The 22,479-nt window shown below is 40.6% G+C and carries 17 protein-coding genes; 7 read left to right on the plus strand and 10 right to left on the minus strand.

Annotated features, from left to right (window positions below; translation table 11 throughout):
* The 3 genes from NTV63_03245 to rtcA form a co-directional block, all read right to left on the minus strand.
* The coding region (locus NTV63_03245) for a hypothetical protein (protein ID MCX6709937.1) at positions 1-361 on the minus strand (361 nt) is incomplete at its 3' end.
* Positions 362-494: 133 nt separating this feature from the next.
* The gene (locus NTV63_03250; GenBank protein MCX6709938.1) at positions 495-1,073 is read right to left on the minus strand and encodes a hypothetical protein; all 579 of its coding nucleotides are present in this window, start codon (positions 1,071-1,073) and stop codon (positions 495-497) included.
* Positions 1,074-1,177: 104 nt separating this feature from the next.
* Positions 1,178-2,281 (minus strand): RNA 3'-terminal phosphate cyclase, encoded by a 1,104-nt coding sequence (gene rtcA / locus NTV63_03255; protein ID MCX6709939.1) that lies wholly within the window; start codon positions 2,279-2,281, stop codon positions 1,178-1,180.
* 101 nt (positions 2,282-2,382) lie between these two features.
* Here rtcA and NTV63_03260 point away from each other — a divergent pair, with 101 nt between their 5' ends.
* Both NTV63_03260 and NTV63_03265 read left to right on the plus strand, forming a co-directional pair.
* The gene (locus tag NTV63_03260) at positions 2,383-3,396 is read left to right on the plus strand and encodes an ATP-binding protein (GenBank protein MCX6709940.1); all 1,014 of its coding nucleotides are present in this window, start codon (positions 2,383-2,385) and stop codon (positions 3,394-3,396) included.
* Positions 3,365-4,588 carry a VWA domain-containing protein gene (locus NTV63_03265; GenBank protein MCX6709941.1) on the plus strand — a complete coding sequence of 408 codons (1,224 nt, stop codon included), beginning with the start codon at positions 3,365-3,367 and terminating at the stop codon, positions 4,586-4,588. Before NTV63_03260 ends, NTV63_03265 begins: the two co-directional genes overlap by 32 nt.
* 33 nt (positions 4,589-4,621) lie before the next feature.
* Here the strand turns inward: NTV63_03265 and NTV63_03270 are convergent, their stop codons facing one another.
* Positions 4,622-6,100, minus strand: coding sequence for a hypothetical protein (locus NTV63_03270; GenBank protein MCX6709942.1), 1,479 nt, complete (start codon positions 6,098-6,100; stop codon positions 4,622-4,624).
* Between the two features lie 254 nt (positions 6,101-6,354).
* Between NTV63_03270 and NTV63_03275 the strand changes: the two genes are divergently transcribed.
* The 5 genes from NTV63_03275 (at position 6,355) to NTV63_03295 (ending at position 11,558) form a co-directional block, all read left to right on the plus strand.
* A complete protein-coding gene (locus NTV63_03275; GenBank protein ID MCX6709943.1) occupies positions 6,355-6,762 on the plus strand; it encodes a hypothetical protein in 408 nt (135 codons plus the stop codon).
* A 267-nt stretch (positions 6,763-7,029) separates the two neighbouring features.
* Positions 7,030-9,360: a homocysteine S-methyltransferase family protein gene (locus NTV63_03280; GenBank protein MCX6709944.1), complete on the plus strand. Its 2,331-nt coding sequence runs from the start codon at positions 7,030-7,032 to the stop codon at positions 9,358-9,360.
* Positions 9,357-9,998 carry a hypothetical protein gene (locus NTV63_03285; GenBank protein MCX6709945.1) on the plus strand — a complete coding sequence of 214 codons (642 nt, stop codon included), beginning with the start codon at positions 9,357-9,359 and terminating at the stop codon, positions 9,996-9,998. The genes NTV63_03280 and NTV63_03285 overlap by 4 nt, the downstream gene beginning before the upstream one ends.
* A complete protein-coding gene (locus NTV63_03290) occupies positions 9,995-10,927 on the plus strand; it encodes a methylenetetrahydrofolate reductase (protein MCX6709946.1) in 933 nt (310 codons plus the stop codon). Before NTV63_03285 ends, NTV63_03290 begins: the two co-directional genes overlap by 4 nt.
* A gap of 37 nt (positions 10,928-10,964) precedes the next feature.
* Positions 10,965-11,558 carry a metallophosphoesterase family protein gene (locus NTV63_03295; GenBank protein ID MCX6709947.1) on the plus strand — a complete coding sequence of 198 codons (594 nt, stop codon included), beginning with the start codon at positions 10,965-10,967 and terminating at the stop codon, positions 11,556-11,558.
* Here NTV63_03295 and NTV63_03300 read toward each other — a convergent pair whose 3' ends face one another.
* The 6 genes from NTV63_03300 to NTV63_03325 form a co-directional block, all read right to left on the minus strand.
* Positions 11,559-12,140, minus strand: coding sequence for a hypothetical protein (locus NTV63_03300; GenBank protein ID MCX6709948.1), 582 nt, complete (start codon positions 12,138-12,140; stop codon positions 11,559-11,561).
* A 460-nt stretch (positions 12,141-12,600) separates the two neighbouring features.
* Positions 12,601-13,380 carry a nucleotidyl transferase AbiEii/AbiGii toxin family protein gene (locus NTV63_03305; GenBank protein MCX6709949.1) on the minus strand — a complete coding sequence of 260 codons (780 nt, stop codon included), beginning with the start codon at positions 13,378-13,380 and terminating at the stop codon, positions 12,601-12,603.
* The gene (locus NTV63_03310) at positions 13,359-13,859 is read right to left on the minus strand and encodes a hypothetical protein (protein MCX6709950.1); all 501 of its coding nucleotides are present in this window, start codon (positions 13,857-13,859) and stop codon (positions 13,359-13,361) included. The genes NTV63_03305 and NTV63_03310 overlap by 22 nt, the downstream gene beginning before the upstream one ends.
* Before the next feature lie 52 nt (positions 13,860-13,911).
* Positions 13,912-14,175: a hypothetical protein gene (locus NTV63_03315; GenBank protein ID MCX6709951.1), complete on the minus strand. Its 264-nt coding sequence runs from the start codon at positions 14,173-14,175 to the stop codon at positions 13,912-13,914.
* Between the two features lie 209 nt (positions 14,176-14,384).
* Positions 14,385-15,581 (minus strand): PGF-pre-PGF domain-containing protein, encoded by a 1,197-nt coding sequence (locus NTV63_03320; GenBank protein MCX6709952.1) that lies wholly within the window; start codon positions 15,579-15,581, stop codon positions 14,385-14,387.
* A gap of 53 nt (positions 15,582-15,634) precedes the next feature.
* Positions 15,635-21,907 carry a hypothetical protein gene (locus NTV63_03325; GenBank protein MCX6709953.1) on the minus strand — a complete coding sequence of 2,091 codons (6,273 nt, stop codon included), beginning with the start codon at positions 21,905-21,907 and terminating at the stop codon, positions 15,635-15,637.
* Positions 21,908-22,479: the final 572 nt, after the last annotated feature.

Raw genomic sequence — 22,479 nt, forward strand, 5'->3', positions numbered from 1 at the left:
TCTGGGGCTTAAAGTATTCCTGCAATACATCATGAACTTTCTCTTTGTTTGAAAGAATCGTTGCGTATTTTGATGCCTCGCCTTCATTCAACCCTGCCTTCTCAACATATTCATGAAGGTGTTGCTCTGCCATGGAATAATCTGCATTCAGCAGTGCAACAAAGCCCGCCATTTTATACTTGATTGCGCTGCTCCCAAGGTAATTCTTCAAAATTGTTGCATCGCATGCAATCTGGTACGGCTTATCCGGCTCAACAGGAATCTTAAGAAAGATGAAATCCTTCAGGAGAGAATACATTTTTTCTTTATCTTTCCCGAAATAAAAATCGCAGATTGCCTCAAGATTGTCTTTTTCTTCCATAATAAATCAGCCTCTCAAAAAAGATTATAAGAAAGGTAACTTTAAATATTTTTTCAATAAAAAAAATGGATTCGTATTTTGCCTGTGACGAAATTAAAAAGAAAAAATAAAATAAGAAAAACGAAATAATAGCTCAATAGTTTTCCTGCTTAAGGACAAAATCCTCTATTGTCCCGTCCTTCTTTTCATAGTTTCCCAAAAGGCGCCATTTTCCCGCTTCTTCAGATAAAGTCAGCTCAGGCATCTTAAAGGAATAGCCGTCAGGAAGGTTCCTTGTAATCTTTCCCATGTCTTCCTGCAGGATTCCCTGGGCATCATAAACTTTATAGGCATAATCGTGCAGGAGATGATAACCCGCTGGGTTGGACATCTTATCATAAGTGCTTCCCAACACGCTCCTTACATACGCTCTTGTGTCATTAAGCATTCCTTCGCCCGGAAGGTTCAGGACACCTATTTTGTAGTTGGGCTTCTCTTCCTGTTCTGAGCATTTGGCAAGCTGCTCTTCAAGCGAGGAAATTGTTGCATCCTTTGTTTCAATTGTCTGCACATACTCCTGATTCTGGGTTAGTGCCTCAGAATAATGCTTCTTTGCATCATCTGCAGACATCCACTGATAAATTCCAAAACTCGCTCCGGCAATAGCAATGATTACTGGAATGACCGTTGAAAGTTTTGTTCTGCGCTTTTCTCCTTCTCTTTCATAACCCATACTTTCCACCCCCCTTAGAAATTTATAAAAGGAACTAAGAGAACTGCCCTTAAATATTTTTCGCATAAAAAAGAGATTGATTACCTGGTGGGGGCAAAAGCGGTTCAGAATATTGTGCTTATAATCCTGTTTTCCTCATCAATCCTGAAGCACTTTCCAAGGAATGCCTCTGTAACAAGAATGTTCGTCTTAAGGTGCTCTGTGATTTTTGAAATTCTCATCATGCCCCCGAAAAGCCCGAGGAACGGGATTAGCTGGTCTGAAAGGTGGGAGTCAACGCAGCCATTAGCGTCAATCTCAGAAAGGAGAGAATTCACGCACTCAACTGCAACATCCTCGGCGGGCTTGCCCTGCTTTCCGAGCGAATCTGCGCCGAGGATTATCGGATGCTCTGAATTGAAATCATTTGAGCTCCTGTGCTCTGAGAAAAATGCAAACAGGGAAAGTCCGGAACCAATGCTCTCTGAATTTGAGTATTCCTTTTTTATCTGAATCGGCTGCCCGAGCTTTTTCAGCTGCAGAACTGCAATCTCAGCCTGCCTCTCACACACCCTTGCTGATTCAAGCGCAGATGAGGCATGTGAAACCCCTTTTATGCACACAAGGTTTCCCCTTTCCACAAGCTCAAACCTCTCAAGGCGCCTAACCCTTTCCAGAAAGGAATTGAAATCAGGGAATTCAGAAAGGCTTATTCTCGGGCTGATTTCTGCCTCAACAATACCGCCGCCTTTTGGGTAATAGCCGCGCTTTACGAGCCGAAGCTCAATTCCGCAATGCCTTCTTATCTGAGGAGCAAGAACGCTATTGAAATAGTCAAATGGAATTGACCAGGAAACATCTGTGCCCCCTTTTATTGTGATTCTTGTTTTTTCCCGGGCAAACATGAGCGCCGGAAGAACTGCCTGAAGAAGAAGGGTGATTGAGCCTGCTGTTCCAATGTCAACAGTAAGATTGAATTTGTTTATTTCGCTTGGGAAGAAAGTAATTGATGGAGAGCCCTCAAACATATTCTGGCACTTGCACTCCGAAACCTGCATTAATGCCTTTATTGCATGAAGATGCTGCGCCTTAAGCCCGGGCTCTTTCCTGTTGCTCCTGATGTTAACCATCTGAAACGACTTTTTAGTTAGCATGGAAAGGGACAGGGCAGTCCTTAGAATTTGTCCGCCGCCTTCACCCATTGAGCCGTCAATAGATAATATTTCCATCAAAGCGAAAAGAGAAAACGCATGAATAAAAAGGTTTTGGATTTTGGGAACATCTGTTTACCGGGAAAAATTTATAAACAGAAATACAGCCCCAGAGCACTATGCTAAGGGAACATTTCAAGAAGGCTTTTTTAGGCAAGGATAATCTGACTGACATTCTCGGACAGGATAAGGCAAAGGAGGACATAAAGTCAGCCCTCCTTATGGGAAGGCACATGATAATAGTCGGGCCTCCAGGAGTGGGGAAGACAACGCTTGCAAAGAACATTGCAAAGCTCCTTCCTGAAATCACTGTAAATAACTGCCCTTACAACTGCCTTCCAGAAGAGCCGATATGCCCCGAATGCCTTAATGCCAAGGGAAAGGTTAAGTCAAAAAAGATTCCCGGCGAAAAAAGGTTTGTGAGAATCCAGGGAAGCCCTGACCTCACTCCCGAAGACCTTCTGGGGGACATTGACCCGATAAAAGCCATGAAGTTTGGCCCTCTTTCTGTTGAGGCATTCTCTCCGGGAAAGATTTTCAAGGCAAACAACGGCATTCTCTTCTTTGACGAAGTCAACAGGTGCCCTGAAAAGCTTCAGAACGCGCTTCTGCAGGTTCTTGAAGAGGGAAAAATCACAATAGGCAGCTATGAGATAGATTTCCCGGTGAATTTCATATTCATAGGAACAATGAACCCTGATGACAGGAGCACTGAACCCCTTTCAGATGTCTTTCTGGACAGGTTTGACTTTGCATACATGAGTTATCCTGAAGAGCTTGAAACTGAAATGAGGATAGTTTCGGAAAAGGGCGAGAAGATAATTGATTTCCCTGAAAAGCTCCTTAGGTTTGTGATTTCATTCATAAGGAATATGAGGACAAACAAGGACCTTGAAAAATTGCCTAGCGTCAGGGCTTCAATAGGCGTGTATGAGAGGGCGCAGTCAAACGCCTATCTGAAAGGCAGAAAATCAGTTGAGCCAGATGACATTGAGGAGGTTATGGTTTCTGTCCTGTCGCACAGGATTACCCTTAAGCCTGCAATAAGGTTTGTAACTACAACAGAAGAGCTGATAAAAAAAGAGATAAGGCAGGCGATGGATGAACTGGCTGAAAAGGGTGGTTATCTTTGACTCAGCAGGAACAGCACCAAAGGAACTGCCTCCGAAAAGAGAGCATATAGAAGAGCTTAACGGAAAGCTGCAGTTCAATTTTCTGGATTCTGGATTAATGCACTCAGTGCTTGAGAACGACAAGGAGATAATAAAAGAGGGGAAGATTGCCTCCCAGTCCCTGGACTACAGGATTCCATTGAACCCCGAGAAGCTGTTTGAGGAGCTTGTCAAGAATTACAGCATGACAAAGGAGATGTACGGCGAGGGCTTCATCAGGGAGATTTCCGGGTTTTCTGAAAGCTATGTTGAGAAGAACATAAGGATTCCTGAATTCCAAAGAGAGCTGAAAGGCAGGATTGAGCAGGCGCTTAAATTCATGAAGCAGCACGAGCTCATAAATGAGGATGCCCTTACTGAAAAGGGGATTGAGCTTGCCTCTCTGATAGATTATATTGAAGAGCTGAATACAATAGTTGCAAAAGGGCTTCTTGGGAAAAAAGTTTCAAAGAAAAAATCTCCCTACGGAACAAACGAGGACACAAGGAACTACAGGAAAGACAGGTATCAGGATTTGTCAATTTCGCAGAGCGTAAAAATGGCTCTCAGAAGAGGGCATTCTGAAATCATAAGAGAAGATTTAAGGGTTTTTGAGAAGAAGGGAAGGGGGGCAATAAAGATAATCTACGGGCTTGACTCTTCAGGAAGCATGCACGGAGAAAAGATGGAGCAGGCAAAAAAAGCAGGGATTGCCCTTGCTTATAAGGCAGTAATAGAAAGGGACAAAGTGGGAGTAATAGTTTTCGGGACAAAAATCAAGAAGTCCATAATGCCCACAAACGACTTCATCCAGATTCTAAAGGGGATTACAAACGTGAAACCTTATGGTGAGACAGACATTTCAGCGGCAATAAATGAGGCAGCAAGAGTATTCTCATTTGACAAGTCAAATGTCACAAAGCACCTGATACTGATAACAGATGCAATGCCTACCAAGGGAGCTGAGCCTGAAAAAGAGACAATAAAAGCGGCATCTGCTGCAAGGAGCAGCGATGTCACTGTCTCAATAATCGGGATAAAGTTGGACAAGAAGGGAAAGAAGCTTGCAGAGGAGATTGCAAGAATTGGGCAGGGCAGGTTCTACACAGCAAGAAACCTGAAGGAAATAGACAGGATTGTTCTCGAGGACTATTACAGGACAGCACCTGAATGAGTTCTAAAAAAATAATCAAAGAAAATTTAAATCTTAAAGCCGCTCTGCAACAATCGGGTTACTGTATGAGATTACCTTTCCGGGAATTATATCCCCGATTTCCGTATTTCTCTCAGGGTCAAATATCCGAACACTCCTGCCATTCATAACCGATAATGCAATGTTTCCCATTTTTCCATAAACAGGGAAAAGAAACTCATCCTCCTCCTTAACAAGCTCATTGTCAAAATAATTTGAGATTATTCTTGAATTAATCTCATTTGCAAGAAGGAATGAGGATTTTATGTAATCCAAATCGTTCCTTAGCTTCGGGATTGAATAGCTGAATTCTGATGAGAGTATCTCCATCAGGGGCTCCTTCTCAAAAAACCTGTATTTTCCTGTCTTCTTGTAGGTCTCAAGCGCCTTGAATGCTCCGAGTGTGAACCTCGGAATTTTCATGAAAAACTCAAAAAGTCCCTCCTTGTCAAAAACATCCTCTCCCCGCTTGAATACAAGATTAACTGCTGAGCGCAGCTGCATAGTCCCCATTGCTGCGTGATGGAGCTCCTTTAAGGTTATCACATAATCATCATCAATTGGCATGCAGAGTTTGTTTCCCAGGAGAAGCTTTCCTGTGATTGCAACAATTCTGTTATTTGCATTGCACACCATGTATTTCTGGAAGATGTCGCTTTCAATAAAAAGCCCTCCAACTGGCTTTCCTGACTCATGGGGCTTTGTGTTTGCAAGGTTATCGTAGATTTCAGGATTAAGCTCATCAACAATTAATATGTTGTCAAAGTCATTTCCCTCTCCTGTTGCGCTTGAGCCGTAGAGGAGAATGTTTTCCAGATTATCCCCTAACTTCTCCCTGAACCAGGCAGGATAGCTGAAATGGTGCTCGACAAGGCGCTTTTCCTCTGAGCCGCTTGGGACAATCTCAAGCTCACGCAAAAGGGAAGAAGCCCTTTTCTTCACAGCGATAAGGTTTGAGATTACCTCATCCATAGAATAATCAACTGACTCATCAAGCTCATCCATATGAAATTCTGGCTTGTCAAGAATTCCGCACACTGAATTCAGATTGTGAATCTTGCTCATCATCTGGCTCTTTCCAGCATGCCCGAACATTATTGACTTGTCAATTGTTGAAAGGAGATATGCAAGCTTGTTTATCCCATAGCCGAATCTTCCTTTTGAGTAGAGTATCCTTTTTTCTTCCCTGGGAAGCCCGAGGTTTATTGCAAAAACCACAGAAGGTGCAAACCTTGAGAAAAACCCCGGCTGAGTTGGGGTTCCAACCTCGCTGTTTGAATAAACATAAACGCTTTTGCCTGGATTGTCATTGAATATTTCCTTAACCCGGCTCACATCATAAGTGGGAAGAATCTCTGTGAAAATCTCAAGCTTTGCCTCATTCATGAGCTCAAGCTCCTCAGCCCTGCTGTTGTCAAGGTTGTTCTCAACAGTATCCTCAAGTCCCTCTTCCAAAATTTCCTTTTTCATACCATCATTATCAATATCTTCCATTTTAACCAGTTTGCATGATAAGATTGAACTCTTGTCCGCTCCTTTTAATGTTTAAATTTGACAAAAAAACAAAAGCGCCTATTCCGCTCTTTCCCCTCTCTTTCCCAGAATGAAAGTTAAATGACAGTCACAGGATATATAAATTTAACGATAAAACGGGCTTTGTGTAGAAAGTAGGGAAAAGCCCTGACTTTTTACGCAGATTCAAACGAAGCAAAAAATTTATAAGGGTAATAAGGTAAATTATACATTGGGTGATTGACTTGATTAATATAAAAAATAAATTTGTCTTTCTTACACTTATCCTTGCAATGATATTTTTATTGGGGTGCGCGCAAAAAGAAACGCAGATATCTGCTGATGAAAATGAGATGGTTAATTGCGGTAAAACAGAAGACCCTTCTTGTTTCATAAGTAGAATGAATCAATGCCTGCCTGTAACTGCTAAAATGACGGGCTCAGACGGCTCAAACATTGATTTAACAGTTCTGGGAATAGTGAATGAAACTTGCCATTTCCAGAGAAAGATAAACAATGTTTTGAATCTTGACTGTTATTTTCCAAAAGGAACTATGAACATGGATACTCTTGACCAAACATTTGGGAATGACAAGGGATTACAAAAAGTCGTTGATGACGCCTGCAATACGCCGGGCTGGTAATCAAAGCGCCCTCTGAAATCATCATAAACGATAAACTGGAATTTGCAGCATTGAGTTTTGGGGCTGCCCTCAAAACTTAACTTCTTTTGATTATAATGTGAAAACAGCCAAACGCTTATATCTCCCTGTCCTAAATCTGTTTTCCGCCCTTATTCTTATAAGAATAATAGTTTCAAAACAATATTTAACTGAAAGGAAATTAAAGGAAAATAAGGGAATACGCGCTTAATTGAAAAGTCAGTAGTTTAATTTAGAGGAAAAAAGGAAATGGCTGGATTTTTGGATGAGCTTTCAGAAAGGATAATGATATTTTCAGGAGCAATGGGGACTGAACTCCAGAAAAAAGGGCTTAAAATCGGCGAGTGCCCTGAATACTATAACATAATTCATCCCGAAATAATAGGAGGGATACTCTCAGAATATTCTGTTTCAGGAGCAGATGTCATCAAGGCAAACACATTCGGGGCAAACAGGATAAGGCTTTCTGAATTCGGGCTTGAAGGGCTCTCTGAAAAGATAAACAGAGAAGCGATAAGGATTGCAAGGGAAGCTTCAGGGGGAAAGTATGTTGCAGCGTGCATTGGGCCTACAGGAAAACTGATGAAGCCAATTGGGGAATTCTCATTTGACGAGGCATATTCCTCATTTTTAGAGCAGATAAAATATGTTTCAGATGCAGGCGCTGACATCATCTTAATAGAGACAATGGCTGATATTTTTGAGGCAAAGGCAGCTGCAATTGCCGCACGCGAATTCTCCCTTCCCATAATATGCCAGCTGTCATACGAGCTTGGCGGAAAAACCCTTACTGGAACAAATCCTGAAACTGCATGCGCAATCCTTGAGAATTTATGCGATGTTATCGGGGCAAACTGCGGATACGGCGGAAAAGAAATGATTCCCATTGCAGAAGAACTATCCAGATTCTCAAGCCTTCCAATCTCAATGCAGCCAAATTCAGGGATTCCAAAAAATGATTGCGGAATTGCCTCTTACACTGACTCGCCAGAGGATTTCTGCGGATTTGCAGGAAAATTCCTTGACTTAGGAGTCAATATTATCGGCGGATGCTGCGGAACAACCCCTGAACACATAAAACTGCTCTCTGAAAAATACAGCGGAAAAAAGCCAAAAGAGAGGGAAATGCCTGATTCATCAATTGCAAAATGCGCAAGCACCTCAAAAACAGTTTACATCGGAAAATTCCCTGTTATAATAGGGGAAAGGATAAACCCCACAGGAAAGAAGAAGCTTTCAGAGGAACTGAAAATGGGCAGTATTGAAGAGCTGGTAAGGATTTCCGAGGAGGAGGAAAAAGCCCAGATTCTTGATGTTAATGTCTCTGTTCCCGGCTCTGATGAGATAAAAAACATGGAAAATGCTGTGCTTGCGCTCTCAAAAAGGGGAATTCCCCTGATGATTGACTCGCCAAACCCAAAAGTCATTGAAGCTGCCCTGAAAAGCTGCCCTGGAAAGCCGATTATAAACTCAGTCAATGCAACAAGGGAAAGCATGGAAAATATCCTTCCGCTTGCAAAGAAATACGGCGCTCTCCTAATCGGGCTTTCCCTGGGCGAAAATGGGATTCCTGAAAAGTGCGAAGGCAGGGTTGCTGAAGCAAAAAAGATTGTCTCTGAACTGAAGAATTACGGGATAAGGGAAAGCGAGATTATAATTGACCCTCTCACAATGTCAGTTGCAACAAATGACCCGAACGAGACATTAAAGGCGCTTTCAAGGATAAAAAGCGAGCTTGGCTTGAAAACATCCCTTGGAATAAGCAATGCATCATTTGGAATGCCTGAACGCGAGAACATCAACAGGGCTTTCCTGACAATCGCAATTGAAAGGGGGCTTGATGCGGCAATCATAAACCCATCTGACATTGAGACAGTCAAATCATTCTATTCAGCAGCAGCAGCCTCAGGGAGGGATGAGAAATTCTCGCGCTACCTTGAAATGTTCGGGAAGAAAAGGGAGGAAGAGGAAAAAACCCTTTACAGCGCAGTCCTTTTCGGAAGAAGCGCAGGAATTGAATCTCTTGCATCAGAGGCACTTTCAAAATACCCTCCAAAGCAGATTCTTGAAGAGATGCTGATGCCTGCAATTGAAAAGGCAGGAGAGCTTTTTGAGAAAAAGGAATACTCGCTCATCAATCTTGTGCTCTCTGCAGAGGCATTCCAGAAATGCGCTTCTGCAGTTGAAAATGCAATATCCGGCGAGAGGCAGTGCAAGGGAAAGATAGTAATCGCAACTGTAAAAGGGGATATCCACGAGATTGGAAAGAATCTTGTAGGGTTCTTCCTGAAAAGCAGCGGCTATGAATTAATTGACCTCGGAAAAGATGTGCCTCCTGAAGTGATAGCAAAAAGCGCATATGAAAATCGTGCAGATGCAGTAGGGCTTAGCGCGCTCATGACAACAACCCTTCCGAGCATGGAGCGCTCTGTGTCAGAAATAAAAAATAGGGCAGGATGCAAGGTTGTGGTTGGGGGCGCAGTTGTAACAAGCGAATATGCTTCCTCAATCGGAGCAGACGGATATGCAAAAGACGCATTCTCAGCTGTCAAAGAATTCGGAAGGGTGATTGGAAAATGAGCAACCTTTTCGAGTTTGATTTTTCAGGAATAAGCGTTCTTCCTGACAAGAGGGACGTAATTGTCAGGATAAGGGCAAAACCAAATGATAGAGTGAATTCTCCTGATGGAAAAGAGGAATCAATAGAGAATTTTCTTGAGGGATTCTACAAAAAAGCAGAGTATTACATAAAACCAAAAGGAGTTTATTCATTGGAAAGCATAAGGCAGCTTGAAAACAGATTGTATTTTTCCGAAAAAAACATTTTCGTGGAAAGCATCCTGCTTGCAGAGAAGTTTGCAAATCAGGATAGTGCAGTTGTTTTTGCTGTAACAATAGGAAGAATGCTTGAGGATTACTCACAAAAACTTTCAGAAGAGGGAAAAATCCTGGAAAGCCTTATCTACGATGCAATCGGCTCTGAGTCAGCTGATTGTGCTGTTGAGATTATGCATGAAGCGCTTTCTCCCAAAAATCTTCCTGAAAAGAGAAGATACAGCCCGGGATATCCTGGCTGGGATTTGTCAGAGCAGAAAAACATATTTGATATTATCGGAAGGGAAGAGGCAGAAGAGATTGCCGGAATAACTCTCAATGACTCATTTTACATGAGCCCGAGAAAATCAGTTTCGGGAATCATAATGGTTCAGAAAAAATGAAACTAACAGAAGTTTTGCAGGAAAAGGGATTTGCAAGGATAGTTGAATTCAGCCCTCCCAGGGGAACTGAGCTTGAAAATCTGATTTCTGAAGTTGAGAAAGTGAAATCCCTTGTGGATTTTGTTGCAATAACCCATAATCCCGGCGGAAAGCCGAGGATGGACTCGCACTATGCAGCAGGAATCCTGAAAGAGAGGGGAAATGCAGAGCCCATATGCCATTTCAGGATAAGGGACGGAAACAGAATTGACCTTTACGGAAAGCTTATGGCTGCAAAATACCTTGGGATTGAAAACATCCTTGTAATAAAGGGGGATTCCCCGAAAAAGGAAGTGTTCCCTGAATTTTACGAGGTTTCTGACTACAAAAATTCCTACGAGTTCATAGCCGACATAAAAAAACTCAACTGCGCTCTTCCAACAAGCTACATGGAAAAGCTGTTCACTGAAAAGGAGATTGAAAAGCACAGAAACGATTACAAAACAGATTTCTGCATAGGCGCTGCAGGGCATCCTCTAATCCCGATTGACCTGAAAAATCCCTCTGAAAATGCAGGGCAGGAATTGGAAGGCATAAGGAAAAAGGTTGAGGCAGGCGCTGAATTCATACTTACGCAGATTGTGTATGACTGCGAAATGTACTGCAGATACAGGGACTCAGTTTATGAGGCGCTTGGAAGGGAAATCCCGATAATTCCTGGAGTGCTTCCCATATTGAGCGCATCTGCAATAAGCTTTCTTGAGAGGGAGATTGTGGAGGTAAGGATTCCCGAGAAGATAAGAAAGGCAATATGCGAAAGCGATAAGCCAAAAGAAGAGGGGATAAGAATTGCAAGGGAACTGATGCAGAACCTTAAGGAAAACGGGGCTCCGGGAATAAACCTGTTCGCAAGAACAGATGCAGAAACTGCATACAGGATTCTTTTATAAAAAAATATTTATATAAGAGAAAGCCATCTGATTTTTCATGAGAATACTTGCATTTGTAGACACGCACGGTAGCATAAGCGCGCTGAAAAGGATTGTTTCTGAATCAAAAAAAGCAGACATTGTTATATGCGCAGGGGACATTTCAGAGATGCAGATTAATCTGGAAAAGCTCATTTCATTAATCTCAGCTTCAAAAACCCCTGTTTTAATAATTCATGGCAACCATGAGGACCCGGAAAACCTCAAGAGGGTATGCAGCAGGTTTGAAAGCGTGATTTTCCTGCACAAGAAAGAATACATATTTGACGACTGCATCTTTCTCGGATACGGCGGAGGGGGTTTTGCCCTAAGAGAGAGGGATTTCAGGGAAACCGCAAAAGGGTTCTCTGAAATAATAAGAAGGAATCCCAAAAAAAAGATAATTCTCATAACTCATGCGCCTCCCAGAGGAACAAGGCTTGACCTTCTCGGAAGGGAGCACAGAGGAAATTCCGACATACGGGAATTCATGGAAAAAAACAGGATTAAACTTCTCGTGTGCGGGCACTTCCATGAGAATTTCGGAGTAAAAGACAAAATCGGGAATAAAATTCTGATAAACCCCGGGCACGGAAGAATAATTAATGTTTAATCACAATGAATTCCCTATCAGGAGAATTACAAGGATTCCTGCTGTGTTAAGGACGAAAGAGAATATTGAGAAAACTTTCTGGGAAACTGACATTGATGCGGCAAAAAGATAAACTCCTATTTCGTCAGGAAGGGGAGATGCTATCACAAACCCTCCGACAACCATAAGGATGTATTTGCTGAATACCCCTCCTTTTCTGCTCAAAAGGGAAATTATCCTCTCCTGTGAAAGCTCCTGCATCTCATCTGCAAATGAGCTTCTTATCAGATTGAATATTATTAAATCTCCGATAAGAGCGCCTAAACCTGCGATCAGCCCTGCTGCAATGATATTCTGCTCTTTTGAAAGAATCAAGAGAATCGCTGTTGCGGGCGCTGCTGTAAAGCCGTAGGCAAAGAAAACTCCTGAGAGAAATGTTCCAAGGTAGCCTGCTGAGATTATTACGCGATGAAACTGCTGAAAAGAGTTATTCCTGAAGATAAAATAAGCAAAGACAAAGGTAAGAAGCAGAAGGATTAACTTAGGATATTTTATCCTTAGGACAAAAGTCCTTTTCGGCGTTATTATTGAAAATTCCTTCATTTTAAGCATATTAAAAGAGAGTTTTATAAATTTTTTCAAAAGAAAAACATTACAAGAAATCTATGAGGAGAATATTTTACCGGGGAAAAACTCCGAATTATATTAATCTATACCAAATATCATAAAAAATCGTTCCGAATAGAATTTTAGATTATGAGAAGTTTTTCCATTTAATTTGTGAATTCCTTGGCTCTTTGAAGCGATGTTTTGGCTTTGGTCTGTTTTTCCCCTTCGATTGTCCTATATTGTATGAGGCTTCTTTTTTCTCTTTCAAAGTCAAATGGTGCTATTAATAAATTCGCCATCACTCAGAAAAGGCCTTTACTTATCTTTCCGATCTTTGAACTGTCCATCAAACGCAGCAATCGCCGCTTGTCTCATTTCAAGCAGTTCAAGTGCTTATTCTTCTGGAATCGTAGTTTATGCCGGCAACTCTAAAAAGTCGATGCGCGAAAATGGTTTATCTGTTATTTTTTAGCTTTTCTTTTTCATCCTTCAGCTTGAAGTGCTTTGCAAGCGTCTTCATCATTTCCTGAAAAGTCACTTGTTCAATTAATAATGGCCCGAGGTCTTCATCCCATCTTTTCTTTAGCTTTTTGGCGTTGTTGAACATTTTTATGATGCTGAATTCATGATCTGAGAGTTTACATTTTTGTTCTACAATCTTCATGTTTATTGGAATTTTGTTTTTTATTATTTGGTAGATATCATAGTGATCTCTTGGCTTGTTTCTGCATATTGCAGCAGCAACCTTTTCAGCCACCATTTCTTCCCTTGAAAGGCAAGGGAATGAAAATGGGGGAATATTCTGGTAGAAGTTTTTTATCTTGAGTGTTTCATACTGGGTCAATAGTTTTCCTCGTTCATTGAGATCTATGAATATTTCTCCTTTTCCAAAGCTCGTATTGTATGGCACTATTAACCTAACAAATGTGTCTACATTCTTGTCATGAGTTATTGTTCCAAACAAGTTTGATGAATTTATGGCTTGGTTTATTTCTTCTCTTACATTTGCAATTGACTCGGTTATTGTAAAATCTATGTCTTCGCTTATTCTTGAATGATCCAATATTGTCTTTTGAAGTGCTGTGCCCCCTTTGAAGTATATCGCTTTAATGTTTCTCAATAGGTAAAGAAGCACAGTTATGTAATAGTCTTTTACTAGTAACTGCTTATCAAAGCCTTTTTCCGCAATTATTAATTCAAAATCCTGTTTTCTTAACTCCTTGATTTCATCCATTTTTCAGACTCAATCTTGTTTAATATTTTAAACTCATGTCCATTAACCTCTGCTTTAATTGCCTGTTTTAGGCGTTTTTCTGTTGTCCTTCTGAAAATGATTGTTGTAGTGAGGAATCTCTTTGTTCCCTGTCTTTTAGTTGTATAAACTTCTATCTTCATAGGCACCTGATCTGTAAGCCGCCAGTAATTTGCTGCAGCCCATCCGCCGATAAAATAATTTTTTCCATCCATTACTTCATCTGCCATCATGAAGGAATTCTCACTCCATTTGCCGCTCTTTGCTTTTATTGGGACAAGGTAATATTTTCTTTTGTTTAATGAAATAATTCTTTCCTTTTTGAGAAGCTTGTGGATGGTGTGCCTTACTTGGTTCTTTGTTGAGAAAAAATTTTTAATGTCTTTTTTTGAAAAGAAATATTTCTGCTCAAACTCCAAAAAAGACACAATTCCAATTTCTTTATCTGACAAGCCCTTCATTTTAACATCAAAATCAGCATATTGCTGTAAATAATGTTACAAGTATTTAAATCTACCTCTTCTTTGACAACAAGACAGATTCAAAATCCTCAAAATAATCATTAACCTGCCTCGCGACAGTCCACTTAATAAATGATTTTTTAATCTTAGACCTGTCTTTTGCATTAGCTAATCTTAACAATAAATAATCAGATAACTCTCTTGCAATCAAAGTCTTCTGCACCATATTAATGCGCTTTTCAGAATCCGCTTTGAGCCAATCATTCCAAAACTTCTCGCATAAATCAATTTTTTCTGACTGCATCATTAAAAACATCACCAAGAATAATGCAACAAAGAGGTTATTAAAATTTTACGCGGGACTGTCCAGTGCGCTCTGTGAGAATTTACGGATTCATCATGTGTTCTTTCGGATTATCATCAATAATGCAGAACGATACATTCTTGGTGGCATCGTAAGCAGATGCATCATTAGGTTATGAATAAGAAGGATTATTAAATATTAAAAAAATAATTTAAAAAAAATCAAAAGCTCTTTTTCTTCTTGGTGAGGGTAAGATAAACCATAACCACCAGAAGCGCTATGATTGCAATAATCAGCACAAAAATAAGGAGGGATGAAACCGGTTTCTTCACACTCTCTTCTTCAATTACAGCTGGAGTTTCCTCTGGCGCAGGGGTTTCCTGAGGTGCAGGCGTAGGAACAGGAGTTGGTGTTACTGCTGCCATTTTCCTTCCAACTATTGCAAATGTTGAAAGTGATAGAGAAGTTGCCTCAAAATAATAATAGTTTGAATCTGAGCTAATCTGGGTTGTTGAAAGGTCCTCCCAGGTTAATGTAATGAGGTGCTTCAGGGTAATAGTTGATGGGTCTATATTGTTCGTGAGAAGCCATGATTTTGGAATCTTGAACTTTATCTTAACATTCGTGATTTCAGAATCCAAAAGCCCCACTTTTGTTATCTTGATGTATTTGAAAATGCCTCCGTCTTTTGAAGAGATTGCAATTGTTGCTAATGCCGGCTTTGAAGTTTCGCTTACAATGAGTTTAATGTCTTTCTTATTGGCATTGACATTGACATCTATTTCTGTTATTCCAATGCTGTCCAGCTTTGTGAATTTGAAGCTTGCAGCAGAGCCTGCGCTCACCGAAGCAACAGTCTGCGTTTCTGTAATTCCTGCTGCAACTGCTCCGCCTCCGGTTACTTCAACTCCGCCGCCTGAGGTTCCTCCTTCGCCTGCTGAACAGGCGCTTGCCTGGCATGTTCCAGTTCCGCTGCCGCTAGTGTATTCTGTAGCACCAGAACAGCAATAGCCGCCAGAGCATGCTGCACTGTAGCTGCAGGAGCCGCCAGTGGCAGTCTTGTTTATGGAAATATTCAGGTACGGAGGGCAGTTAAAGCCTAGATGCCATGTTTGCACAGAAGCATTTGCTGCCACTCCATAAATTTTAAATGTAACATTGTCTCCGTCATGCCCATCCACATAGATTTGATAATAACCAGTTTCAGTTATGCCATAATCCCCGACTCTTGTTGTGCCGGCGGCAGTTGCGCCGCTATTGACAAATGCCTCAATTACAGTGCCTGTAGAAGAATAAGTTCCTCCAATGTCAGCATAGCCGCACCAGACAGCAGGAACTGCGCTGACAAGAAATGATGATAGAATAAAGGATATCGCAAGCATGATTGTTAAACTCAATGTTGTTTTTTTCATCTTCATTTTTCGACCCCCAAGGAATATTAAAAATCAAAGGTAAAAAAAATAAAAAAATTTTATATCTGATACCTTATGTCCTTTGTTGAAACATTCAGCTTGAGCCAATAAGGCTTATCGTTGGTGTTATTAACATATCTCAGGGCATTCAAATCCCACTGCAGTGCTTTGTTATAGCCAATCCATGCGCTTCCGTTATAATAAAACGCTTGTGAGTAGTTTGAAGATATTGAATTCAGCATTGCGGTGATAGTAAAGTTGCTGTAACTCATGTTCTCCAAAACTGTCTGCGGAGGTATCCACAAGGTATCCCAAATGGGCGTAAGCCACTGCGTGTAATTAAAGTTGGCATCAGTGTCTAAAATGAAGCCTATTGTGAATTCCTTTATGGTGCCTGCTGTGTCGCTGCATGCCACCCAATAGTTATATATGCTATCAGATAGAGTTCCCAAGTCGCCTGTGTGCTGCATCGCATTCCCTGAAGCTGTCATTGTGCTGCTCATAAAGCTGTAGCTCTTGAATGACGTGTCATACTTGCATGTTGCATATTCGCTTGTAACAATAAGTAAGTCAGGAGTGCTGTTTGTAACAGTGCCTAAGGGCAAGGTTGAATTTATCTGCATCACAGTATTAACTATTGTCACAGCAGTTGCATTCCTGGAAGTTCCGTTCTCATAGCCATCATATGGCGTGATTTCACAAGTCCAGTTCTCTGCCTTTCTGGCTATATTTGCGCCAAGGGCAATTGTTGTTGGGGTGTTATTTGTAACACTTAAAGTTGAAGTGCTATTAACTGAAGTCCCATTCCACCATTTCCATGTAACTGATAAAGTATCTGCCTGTGCATCTGTCACATTGAATGTGCAAGTAAGGTTATTGAATGCATATGCAGTTGACGGACTTATTGTTGGTGTAGTTGTTGAAGGCAGTGCATTCATCTGGAAGTCATCATCTGCTGTGTAGCTGCTGCTTAGATTATATCCATCCCAAGATATCAATTTTACATAGTATGTTGTGCCGTCTGAAAGCGTGACTGTGCTTCCGATTGCAAGCCCTGTTCCCGTATTATTTCCCTCCTGGGCTGTCGGGCTCGCAGTTGTGCCAACATATACAATTGTTGTTATTGTATCGCCATCTACAGGATCAGTTCCTTTTGTCCAGTTAACATTTGGAGTGTGGTTTGTTTCTCTTAAAGTAAGGTTTGTAGTCATAGTTGGCGGTGTAGGCACAAAGTTTAAAATTGCCAATTTAGTTGAGTTTGTCTCATTGCTTAACTGATAAGTATCATTCGCTTTTATTCCGCAAGTGATATTGTCAAAGTGCAGGAATCTGCCTGCAAGCGTTGCGCTATTAGCTCCGGGTATCACACCTGACTGATTATACCAAGCATACAAGACAGTAACTGTATCTCCTTCAGCATCTGTTATCGTGCCATTAGCACAGGTTAAAGTGTCATTTGCATATGCAATTGTTGGAGCAATTGTTGCAGAAGCAACAATAGGCGGCTGGTTCTCGCTGAAATTACTGATTAATGTGTAAGAACTGTCTCCGCCAGCAGCGTCATTAGCCCTGCATCTCCAGTAATATGTATTGCCGTCAGTTGTAGTCCAGGCATAAGAGTCTGATGTTAAATTCTGCAGCAGAGCATTTGGAGTAACTGCTGTTGCAGATGAATTTCCATAGAACTCATAATATATTGTGTCTCCATCAGCATCATAGCTGCCTGTGCAGTTTAAGGTTACGCTGTTGGAGGTCTGCCTTGAAGCACTGCTAGGATTGCTTGCTCCAAGAGTTGGAGCTGTCGGCACAGAGTTTGATATTGTTAATGAAGTTGAGTTGACAGAAGTTCCATTAACACTCCCATCATTAGGAGTTATCTGACAAGTTATGTTTTCATTCTTGTTAAAAGAATTATTTGTCAAATAATTAGTGGTATTAGCCAACAACAAAGTTCCATTCTTGTACCAGTTATAAAGCCACGTTGCTGTGTCAGCAGGGTCATTGTCAGTAAAGCTGGCATTGGTGCAATTAATAATTCCAGTTGTCTTATACGCAGACAAAGGACTTAATGTTGGCGCAGTTGTTGAAGGCACAGAATTACTGATGCTCCTTGTAGTTTCAATAAATGATGAAGAATTAGCAGCTCCATCATAAGCCTGAGCCCTACAATAAATGGTATCTGTCTTTACACAATCGGAATTTGCATTACAATCAAACGTCGCAGTAGTGCTCCAGTTCTGCAGCACTGTTGAATTATCATTGTCTAAGAACTTATAATAATAAGTTATGCTGTCAACATCGGCGTCAGTGCTTCCAGAAGCAGTGCAATTAAGTGTATCATTCTTATAAGCGGTTGTGGGAACAATATTAACCGCACTTGGAACTTCTGGCGCGGTGTTTGCTATGTCCACATTCACTTCATCTTCAGCAGACACATCAGTGCTGTCATTTGCCTTACAACGAACTCTTAACTGGTCATGAGCATCACTTGCCAACACAGTGTAAGTAGTGGTAGTTGAATATGCTTGGGTAGTATTTGCACCATTTAAATTATAGAATTCATAATAATAAGTGATACTGTCAGAATCTGCATCATAACTATCAGTGCAAGCGGCTGTTATTGTTTCGCCAACCTTCTTGTTGTTGTCAGCAACCAAGTCAGTTGGAGTAGTTGGAGCAGTATTGGAAATTGTAAGCGCTGTTGAGTTTACAGAAGTTCCATTAACAGCCCCATCATTAGGAGTTATCTGACATACCAAAACATCAGTCTTGACAAATGAACCATTTGTCAAATAATTGGTAATGTTAGGCAATAAAGTATTATTTTTGTACCAGTTATAAAGCCACGTTGCTGTGTCAGCAGGGTCATTGTCAGTAAAGCTGGCATTGGTGCAATTAATAACCCCGGTCGTCTTGTAAGCTGGCGAAGGACTTAGCGCTGGCGCAGTTGTTGAAGGCACAGAATTCTGAATAACAACCGTAGTATTTTTATATGTAGTTGAGTTCACAGTGCCATCATAAGCCAATGCAATACACATTATAGAATTGCCCTTTGTGCATAAAGCATTGGCGTTGCAGTCAAACGTTGCAGTAGTGCCCCAAGCCTGCAAAACAGTTGAATTATCATCGTCTAAGAACTTATAATAATAAGTTCTTGTGTCGTTGTCAGCATCAGTGCTTCCAGAAGCAGCACAAGTCAAAGTATTATTCTTGTAAGCAGTCGCAGGAGTAATATTAATCTGAGACGGAACTGCTGGCGCATAGTTTAATGCTGTCACTGAACTTGAATTCACAGCAGTGCCGAATTCATTGCCATCACTTGGAATTACTTCGCATCTCAGAACATCAAAGTGCTTATATTTTCCTTCTGTGAGGATTACACTTGTCTCTCCAGAAATCTGTGAAGAGCCGTTAAACCATTTGAAAGTAGCTGTTACTGAATCGCCATCAGCATCTGACCAGTTATAACTGCAATTTATTGATGTATTGAAATAAACTGCTGTTTCATTAATTTCAACTCCAGTAATGCTCGGCTTTGTGTTCTCTAGGAAAGTTCTTGCAGCAGTATAATTTATTCTTCCGGCGCTGTCGTTGACAAACATCCTGAATGAATAGTTTTTGCCGTCAATTGTTGCATTAGTAATGTAACAATCATTTCCTGATAATGTCATCGTCTCATTAACAGCAGAACCAGAAGCGTTCCATTCCAGTTTACAAGCGCTTATTCCATTAGTATCGCTCACACTCACATTGAATGTCACAGAGTTGGAAATCTGTCTTGAACCATCTGCTGGAGTTTGTCCCTGGAATAAGATTGCAGGATAGTTTAGGTCTATTGTGAATATCCAGCTATAATCAGTAACTGCATTTCCGGCATTGTCTGAAACATTCACTTTTATAGTAATATTATCTGAGTCAGACATGACCGGAATGTTAGTAAGATTAACTTGGTATCCGTAGGATATTGAACTATTTACCAAGGTTCCAATGTTCCATCCCAATTGGTTTCTTCTCCAATACATTCTTATGCTGCTTTTTGAAACATTAGAGCCGCTGTCAGTAATATTAACTGCGACCATTGGAGAATCGCTGAGAGCATATCCTCCTGAAGCAGGAGTTATTATAGTTACTGTGGGCACAGTGTTATCTACATAGAGATTATATTGTTCAGTAGCATTGGAATTGACTACATTGTCAATAGCAGTAACAGTTAAAGTGCATGTTGCATCATTGCTGCAGCCAAGAGCAGAAGCAGTAGTAGCAACTCTATACAAACTGCCACTAACAACACTCATCGGCTTGCCTCCTGCGCTTGAATTAATAACCACACTAGCAATACCGCTCGTAGCATCAATAACAGTAACATTCAACTCAATCGGCTGCGAAGGAGTAACATTTGTATTGCTATCATTGCTCACGATTCCTGTGACATTTGGCGGAGTATTATCTATAGTAACAGTATAGTATTGTGTTGTATTTGAATTGCCGACATTATCAGTAGCAGTAACATTCAAAACACAATCAGCATCATTGCTGCAGCCAAGAGCAGAAGCAGTAGTGGTAACCTGATAAACAGAGCCAGACAAACTCATGGGCTTACCGCCAAGAGTTGAATTAATAACCACACTACTAATACCACTGCCAGAATCACTCGAAGTCAAATTAATATACAAAGACTGCGACGGAGTTACATTCTTGTCAGCATCATTACTAGTGATACTGCCAACAAGAGGAGCTAAATTATCAACATAAATTGTGTAAGTTTCGCTATTATTGGCATTGCCAACAGCATCAGCAGCAGTAACAGTTAAGACACAAGCAGCATCATTACCACAACCAAGAGCAGATGCTGTAGTAGCAGCCCTATAAATATTTGTGCCTCCCACTAGAGTCATGCTGACATCGCCGCCGCCATTGACTTTTACACTGCTTACATTACTGCCTACATCAGTAACACTGACATTAATTTCAAGCGGCTGTGAGGGAGTAACATTCCTGTCAGTATCATTACCCGCAATATTAGTCACCACCGGCTTGCTTGTATCAACATATATTGTAGTGGTTACAGCAGTATTCTCGTATCCTAAAGTATCAGTAGCATTAACAGTCAAAGTACAAGTAGCATCATTACTACAGCCAAGGGCAGTAGCAGTAGTAGCAGCCCTGTACAAGTTAGCACTGCTCACAAAAGTCATACCAACACTATTTACTCTAACAGTGCTGACATTGCTTCCTGAATCATTAACAGTAACATTAATCTCGATGGGAGCTGTAAGGGAACTTAGATTTTTATCAGTATCATTTATAAAAATGGTGCCCACACTAGGCGCAGTATTATCAACTGTGATAGTGTAAGTTTCTGTGCTATTTGCATTTCCGGCAACATCAGTACCCGTAACAGTCAAAACGCAGTTGCCATCATTGCCACAGCCAAGAGCAGTAGCAGTAGTGGTAACCTGATAAACAGAACCCGAAAGAGTCATAGTAACAGCACTGCCGCCATTAATAACAACACTAGCAATACCGCTGCTAGAATCACTCGAAGTCAAATTAATATACAAAGACTGCGACGGAGTAACATTCTTGTCAGCATCATTACTAGTGATATTGCCAACAAGAGGAGCTATGCTGTCTACTAATAAAGTCATTGAAACACTATTGTTTGTGTTTCCAGCAATATCTGTAACTGTAACAGTCAAAACACAGGCAGCATCTGCAGCACATCCCAAAGCTGCAGGAGTTGTCACATTTCTGAAGAGCGTTCCGCTGAAATTTGACATAATCTTGCCACCTGAAGTAGAAGAATTCACAACAACAGTGCTTATGCCAGAACGGCTGTCTGAGGCAGTGATATTTAATTCTATGGGAGTTGTATTGGTGACATTTTTATTAGAATCATTAATCACAAATAAGGTTGCAGAAGGATTAAGCTGGTCTCCTGTAAAAGTCCAGTTGTATCTGTTCATTGATTCTCCTGTATCATTTTTAGCATCCATAAAAATTCTTACCTGGTCTCCGTCTGAAATTACATTTAACATGGTGGCGTTTACTTCATAACTTTGACTGGTAGTATTCCCCGTATAACTAATTGACAGAGACACTTCAGAGCCGCTGTTGAGGGAATAGTTCAGCTTTATAGAAGAGGCATTGACATATTCGTTTTTGTTATTTGTAGAATTTGTTATAATCACACTTATGAGAGGACCCTGGCTGTTGGTAAATCCATTGATTGAGGGCGTGTTTGGAGTAGCCTGTAAGGCTAAAACGCTATTCACAGAAACTATGCCGAGCACAACTAATATTAGGGCTATGAATAATATCCTGTTTTTCATTCCGAAACACCTCTCTTTTGTATAGAATTTTGGACAGAAAGATTGTTAGAATTTTTTGGATAAAAGTAACTATTGTTTACTCTATAGAACTCCACATCTAACACCTCTTTTTTAATTTCCCCATCACCATTAATTATTTAATGACAAAAAGCAATTATTGGATTTCCCTTATTTAAATCTTTTGATTTTGTTGTCCGCAATAGGGGACAATTATTCAAAAAAAAATTTACAGATGCGAAAATTATTTTTTATTCCGGAAAAATATTCACTCACTCCTTAAATTCCTGACTTAAAAAAATTTCTTGAAATTAAATTTTGAAATCATAAAAATCCGCTGAGAGCGTCCTGCTCCGCACTAACGCCCAGAGAAACAAAGAAATTCCAAAGGAATTTCTTGTTCAAGAAATGTCATAGCATTTCTTTGAATGCACAGCATTTCTGGGGCACAAAAACAAAGAAATTCTGAAAGAATTTCTTGTTCAAGAAACAAAAAAATTCTAAAAGAATTTTTTGTTCAAGAAATGCAAAGCATTTCTTTGAATGCAAATGCATTTCTTTGAATTGCTAAAGCA

The organism is Candidatus Woesearchaeota archaeon (genome assembly GCA_026394965.1).
Lineage (GTDB): Archaea > Nanobdellota > Nanobdellia > Woesearchaeales > 0-14-0-80-44-23 > JAPLZQ01.

Bases quoted from the DNA above. Each gene is read 5' to 3' on its own strand.
- NTV63_03300 (MCX6709948.1), bottom strand. From the start codon at position 12,140: ATGAAGGAATTTTCAATAATAACGCCGAAAAGGACTTTTGTCCTAAGG.
- NTV63_03290 (MCX6709946.1), top strand. From the start codon at position 9,995: ATGAAACTAACAGAAGTTTTGCAGGAAAAGGGATTTGCAAGGATAGTT.
- rtcA (MCX6709939.1), bottom strand. From the start codon at position 2,281: ATGGAAATATTATCTATTGACGGCTCAATGGGTGAAGGCGGCGGACAA.
- NTV63_03265 (MCX6709941.1), top strand. From the start codon at position 3,365: ATGAACTGGCTGAAAAGGGTGGTTATCTTTGACTCAGCAGGAACAGCA.
- NTV63_03295 (MCX6709947.1), top strand. From the start codon at position 10,965: ATGAGAATACTTGCATTTGTAGACACGCACGGTAGCATAAGCGCGCTG.
- NTV63_03325 (MCX6709953.1), bottom strand. From the start codon at position 21,907: ATGAAAAACAGGATATTATTCATAGCCCTAATATTAGTTGTGCTCGGC.
- NTV63_03270 (MCX6709942.1), bottom strand. From the start codon at position 6,100: ATGGAAGATATTGATAATGATGGTATGAAAAAGGAAATTTTGGAAGAG.
- NTV63_03315 (MCX6709951.1), bottom strand. From the start codon at position 14,175: ATGTTTTTAATGATGCAGTCAGAAAAAATTGATTTATGCGAGAAGTTT.
- NTV63_03285 (MCX6709945.1), top strand. From the start codon at position 9,357: ATGAGCAACCTTTTCGAGTTTGATTTTTCAGGAATAAGCGTTCTTCCT.
- NTV63_03280 (MCX6709944.1), top strand. From the start codon at position 7,030: ATGGCTGGATTTTTGGATGAGCTTTCAGAAAGGATAATGATATTTTCA.
- NTV63_03320 (MCX6709952.1), bottom strand. From the start codon at position 15,581: ATGAAGATGAAAAAAACAACATTGAGTTTAACAATCATGCTTGCGATA.
- NTV63_03260 (MCX6709940.1), top strand. From the start codon at position 2,383: ATGCTAAGGGAACATTTCAAGAAGGCTTTTTTAGGCAAGGATAATCTG.
- NTV63_03310 (MCX6709950.1), bottom strand. From the start codon at position 13,859: ATGAAGGGCTTGTCAGATAAAGAAATTGGAATTGTGTCTTTTTTGGAG.
- NTV63_03305 (MCX6709949.1), bottom strand. From the start codon at position 13,380: ATGGATGAAATCAAGGAGTTAAGAAAACAGGATTTTGAATTAATAATT.
- NTV63_03250 (MCX6709938.1), bottom strand. From the start codon at position 1,073: ATGGGTTATGAAAGAGAAGGAGAAAAGCGCAGAACAAAACTTTCAACG.